The following is a 5,102-nucleotide window of genomic DNA, read 5'->3' as shown; positions in this document are numbered from 1 at the left end:
AGGAGCGAACACAATTGAGCGATCCGAGCTAGTGTTATACGTTGTTTCTGAAGATTCTGCAGTGTATGATTGCTCCTCTCCAAACGAACCTGAACGATACATATTTGCTTCTTCAGCTGTTAATACTGCTTCATTTTTATGCAATAAAGCTCTATACCCGTCAAATGGAACTCTATCTAATCCATTTTTATGGCTGCCGTCCATGTGTTGTTGAGCGCCCCCGACTCTTTGATAATCGTTTATAACCATTGACTTCGGCATTTTTGGATTCGAAATTTTTGGAACGATAGGGATTTGAACACCAGGTATCTTGTTGATAGTTCCAATCATTTCATTTATCTTTTCGATAACACCGTTAATTGAATTAAATACAGCAACTTTTATGTTGTACCAGACACGTTCTGTGGAATCCTGAAGATTACTCCATGAGGTTCTGATACTAACCCATAAATCATGTGCTATTTCTTTAACGGTATCCCAGTTTTTATAAAGCAGAACACCAATAGCAATTAGTCCCACAATCAAAGCAATTAACCATGTTATTGGATTTGCCCATATTGCAGCATTTAACGCCCACTGTGCTGCAGTCATAACACCTGTAGCCGTGGCACTTATCAAAGCTACTGTTCTCTGTGCTACCCATGCAGCCGTTTGTGCTGTTATGCTACCAACTACCAACCAACCTTGAAAAGCGTATCTTATCAACGCACCAATCAAAGAAACTGTAATCGTTGCACCTGTAATAACTGCTTGGGCTGCCGTTTTAACCATAGAAACAATAAATTGACCTGTGGTTATAGCTGCGGCAATTCCTGCTTGTACTCCTGTTTTAATAAGGTTTGCAGTAAAATTAAAAGCAATACTTGCTCCAGCGATGGCTGCTTGAGTACCTGTAACAAGTAATGCAGGACCAAGAATAACTCCAAGAGTGATAGCTACTCCCTCAATCGCAATTTTGTTATCATCAATCATTTTCTTTAAATCAGAGAAAGCATCTGTTACGAATTTAATGCCATTATCTTTCAATTCAATAAATTTATCTTTAAGTTCGCCTGTTTTATCCTTCAGCCAACCCCACGCAATGGATATTTCGTCTTTCAATTCTAATGTTTTCTGCTTTATCCAGTCCCAGGCCGCTGTTACACTATTTCTGAACCAGTCAATATTATCCCAGGCCCACTTCACAGCAAATCCTATTCCTATTAGAGCTGCAGCGACTAGCCAAACAGTAGCACTCATTGAGGCCATAAAAGTAATAACTGGCCCAATAAGTTTCATTAGATAAAATAGTGCTGCTCTATAACCTGCAATCAGCCCTATACCTAAACCTAGAGGAAGTAGTAATAAAGTTAATATAGGAACAAGCATAACGATTCCCTGAAGTATTTTCGCAATAACAGGATGAGCCTCATTGAATTTAATAATTAGATTTGATACATGTGTGATGAATTTTACTAATGGGGTCATTATTGAAGAAAAGACCTCGACCATTGGTTGGAATGCTTTTGCTAATGAACCTTTCATTTCTTCGGTAGCAATACCGAGAGGCTTTAAAGTTTTCTGGAGATCCTGAACCTTCTTATCAGTTTCAGCTTTTAACTTCTCAAGTTCCGTAAGAGCTGCAGTTTTTGCAAGCGTGCTTTTCTCTCTCCATAAGGACACCCATTCAGCTAATCCAACATCAGAAGACTTGACCATGGCTGAAACTTCTGATGCTGCGGCAGGACCCATTTTTCTTAGCTCAGCAATTAAACCCTCATCTACTCCTCTAGCAGCTAATATCTTAAGGTTATTGCTCCAATCCCTTAAAGTGTTAACTTGTCCCTGAAGGTTTTTAATAAGATTTTTAGGATTTAATTTTTCCAGTTGGACCTTTTCGAACAGTCCCCATGTGTCCATAATTTCTCTGGTAAGTGTTTTAACAGCATCTGAGTATTCTTTTAAAGCATCTTGTTGCTTTCTAAATACTTCTTGGACATTTGGACCATTAGCAGCTCTATAAAGAGCTGTATACAAAATCCCTCCAGCTATCGCGGCTCCAATTGCTACAGTTGGCATCGCACCTAGACCTCGATTAATTTTTTGAATCTCGTCATTTAGGTCTTTAGTGCTTGCATTACTGCCTAATCGTTCCAAAGCTAAAGCGGCAGGGTTCGCTCTGTTTGCGATTGTTTGTAAAGTACTGACTAACTTAAGTCCTGCATTATTAACGGTTAAGAATGGATTATGCTTTTTATAACCATCAGCAACCTTTTTAGCTAAAGGAGTCATGTTTGCATAGGTACCGATAGTTTTAAAAATACTCATTCTCTTTCGATCATCATCAACTAACATTGCATCCGTTGCTTGCTTGTGTGTAGAACCTAAAGAAACAATGCTCTTCATCAACCTTTTGGTGCTACCCTGATAGGTTTTTGCCCCTTTTGCCAACAGGTAATACCCATATTCGGCGCCAATCAGATCGTTTCGATACTTGATGAGACTATCTCGTTGTGTATTCCATCCATATTTCATTTCCTTCAACATAATCTTTGAAGTATCTGATAATACGTCATAAGAATTTCCCATAATTTTAGATGTTCGAGTAATTTCTTTCATTCTATTATTTATTTCTTTTAACGGGTTTACATCGGTAAGTACATCAACGAGAATCGAGGTGTCGCGTAAATGTTCATCAGCCATCTATTTAGCACCTCCTTTTTTCTTTGATTTCATGCTCTTCTTTTTCGCTTCAAGATAAAGATCATATGCAGCGTTTGCTTCCATTAATTCATGAATGTCCATTTGGGAAGCTGCCTCATAAGAAATATTGGTATCTTCTCCAAAAACTAATCTCCACATCGTCCAATTCTTCCTTGCGGTTTCTTGATAAACAGCTTTCGGAAGTGGTTTAACCCATAAGAAAGGTAGACGCCTCTTTCATTAGCTCAGTGAATGCTTGATTACCGATTTCTTCAACTGTATCCCAGTTTACTTTTGGCTCTACTATTACGTATTTCATAAGTTCACTATAGAGTTTTTCTTCAACTAAGTTCCCATGCATGTCCTTTGTGCGATCACGGAGCTGCACACCAGCACGAACACCTGGGTGTTGTAGCGTATAGTCGATTCCTTCTACAGTTACCGTTTCTGTTGTTCCACTTTTTCTAGCCATTTTCAACATCTCCCTTTTATGTGCATTTCGCATTTTTTCACCTCATAAGAAAAAGGACAGGAAATATCCTGTCCTTTCGGATTACTCTACTGTGTAATCAAAAACTTGAACTTCAAACTCTCGATCTTCTGTTTCATCAGCAAAGGTTACTCCTGCCGGCTTCTTGATCATTGCCCGAGTACCGCCAGCTTTCTCAGTTGGTCCCTTTACCCAAATCGGTATAACTTGTTTCGAATTTGCTAATGAATTTAAGTACTTTACGTCTGGAGAAGTTTGTTCAAGGGTAATAGTAATTGTTCCAAGAGGATTATTACTTATTGCAACACTAACCTCACCCTGAGCTGAAACCTTAGCACTGAAATTATCTTCATCCTTTTCACATTCAACCATAGACCCTTCTGCAAAGCCAGTAATAAAACGGCTGCCTACAGTTACAGTCACATCTTTAGCATTGTAAGTTATCATTCTGTATCCCCTCCTTACACTCTTATTGAGCCAGTGACTCTTGCTTCATGAATGGCCCCTGCGAGTCCAAATTCAAAATGTAGACCTCTATAAACACGTGTTGATCGATCTTGAGGATCTGATTGTTCTCGTGTTAAAGCAGATATTGTAAAATCTGGAGTCTTGTCTTCTTTAGCAGCAATAATCCCGTTATTAAAACCACGCAATAGAGTAGTAGTAGCTGCAGCTTCTATCGCGTTAATTCCTCTTGCGTCATACGGTAACTTTTCAGCTTGAGCTAGAACATTTTGAACTTCATTCTCCATGTCAACCTTAATCCAATCCTTCCCATGGACAACATCAATGTATTCTCCATCAGACAACCAACCTTCAGACAATTGTGGTCTTCCGGCTTTAACAACATAAGCAATCGCAGAGTCTTCATCGATTGCAACAATCTCAGTATCAGTCAGATAGCGAGGGGTAATACCGACGACTTGTTTGAACTTCCAAGTGATAGATCCAACAGATAGAGAACCTAGATTTCCTACAGCAGCAGCATCCAAGTGCTCTCCGGACACATTGTGATCAAAAACAAGTGTTCTTTTCTTCCCTTTTACAGCTTCACGACCAGCGTCATCTTTTACTTGAACCGCGAGAAATTTAAAATCCTTATCATTAATAAAACTTGCCGCGGCCACTTGATCAGCAGAAACATCACCAGCGACTAAAGCAAAGTGCCAAGCGCGATTATAAAATTGCGCTAGTGCAGCACCAATATCTGTTTCATATGTTGCTACTGCAATCGAATCAGGTCTGTTAGGTTGTTTAAAAATAGCCTCCGCTTTTTTATAAGCTTCTGTGCCTGAAGCAAAATCAACAGTTAATGCTTCCAGCGTAGCGTATTCCTTATACGTTCCAGCACCGACCTGTTGGGCAAAAATCGCAGGTCTACCCAACCCGATTCTCGGAGCTGGATATGCCACATCAATGGTTACAGTTACATCTTGTAATGGCATTTTCATACCTCCCTTAAATAATTGTTTCTATTGTTTCTGTTAACTCTCTTATTTGTTCTTCAGTTGCACGAAACTGAACGTCAAAACCATGCTTGTATTCGTAATCGTCTACTATAAACGTGGTACGGTTTGCTATGTTCTCAACCCTTACAATCGCCAGATTTAGTTCAGTAATAAAATCCTTGCCCAAAAATAAAAACCACTGACGGACCTTCATAGCGCGGTCGATAGTGGTTTCGTTATCTTCAGCAAAGAAAGAAAAGGAGACAGTGAACTTATATTGTTCTGTTCTCTTTTCGTAATTAATGTCATTTTCCGAATAGCGTGTATAAATACCTTGACCTAATCCCTTAATGAATGGAGAAGATACATTGTATATTCCGTATGGCTTAGGCGGAGGTTCTTTTTTGGTATTGCCTTTTACGATTCGAATATTTGTATCCTTTTTAATCTGAGCAATGATTTCTTTAAACGCTTCTATTTTC

5 protein-coding genes and 1 pseudogene are annotated in these 5,102 nt (G+C 39.1%); all 6 read right to left on the bottom strand.

Features of this window, described 5'->3' with window-relative positions; genetic code table 11:
* A pseudogene (locus tag AWM68_RS09360) lies at positions 1–2,682 on the bottom strand (hypothetical protein); the annotation flags it as partial.
* On the bottom strand, positions 2,683–2,841 hold the full coding sequence (locus AWM68_RS21400; RefSeq protein ID WP_156488368.1) for a hypothetical protein: 159 nt from the start codon (positions 2,839–2,841) through the stop codon (positions 2,683–2,685).
* Between the two features lie 49 nt (positions 2,842–2,890).
* Positions 2,891–3,154 (bottom strand): hypothetical protein, encoded by a 264-nt coding sequence (locus tag AWM68_RS09355; RefSeq protein ID WP_066240394.1) that lies wholly within the window; start codon positions 3,152–3,154, stop codon positions 2,891–2,893.
* 81 nt (positions 3,155–3,235) lie between these two features.
* Positions 3,236–3,619 (bottom strand): phage structural protein, encoded by a 384-nt coding sequence (locus AWM68_RS09350; protein WP_066240391.1) that lies wholly within the window; start codon positions 3,617–3,619, stop codon positions 3,236–3,238.
* Between the two features lie 14 nt (positions 3,620–3,633).
* Positions 3,634–4,617 (bottom strand): DUF3383 family protein, encoded by a 984-nt coding sequence (locus AWM68_RS09345; protein ID WP_066240389.1) that lies wholly within the window; start codon positions 4,615–4,617, stop codon positions 3,634–3,636.
* Positions 4,618–4,630: 13 nt separating this feature from the next.
* A partial coding sequence (locus AWM68_RS21720; RefSeq protein ID WP_066240384.1) for a phage neck terminator protein occupies positions 4,631–5,102 on the bottom strand: 472 nt, incomplete at its 5' end.

The sequence above is a fragment of the Fictibacillus phosphorivorans genome (assembly GCF_001619875.1).
GTDB lineage: Bacteria > Bacillota > Bacilli > Bacillales > Fictibacillaceae > Fictibacillus > Fictibacillus phosphorivorans_B.
The sequence above is the reverse complement of the archived record's forward strand: the minus strand, read 5'-3'. Positions and strand labels throughout refer to the sequence as shown.

Excerpts from the sequence above, each read along its gene's own strand:
- AWM68_RS09350 (WP_066240391.1), bottom strand. The coding sequence starts at position 3,619 with ATGATAACTTACAATGCTAAAGATGTGACTGTAACTGTAGGCAGCCGT.
- AWM68_RS09345 (WP_066240389.1), bottom strand. The coding sequence starts at position 4,617 with ATGCCATTACAAGATGTAACTGTAACCATTGATGTGGCATATCCAGCT.
- AWM68_RS09355 (WP_066240394.1), bottom strand. The coding sequence starts at position 3,154 with ATGGCTAGAAAAAGTGGAACAACAGAAACGGTAACTGTAGAAGGAATC.
- AWM68_RS21400 (WP_156488368.1), bottom strand. The coding sequence starts at position 2,841 with ATGTGGAGATTAGTTTTTGGAGAAGATACCAATATTTCTTATGAGGCA.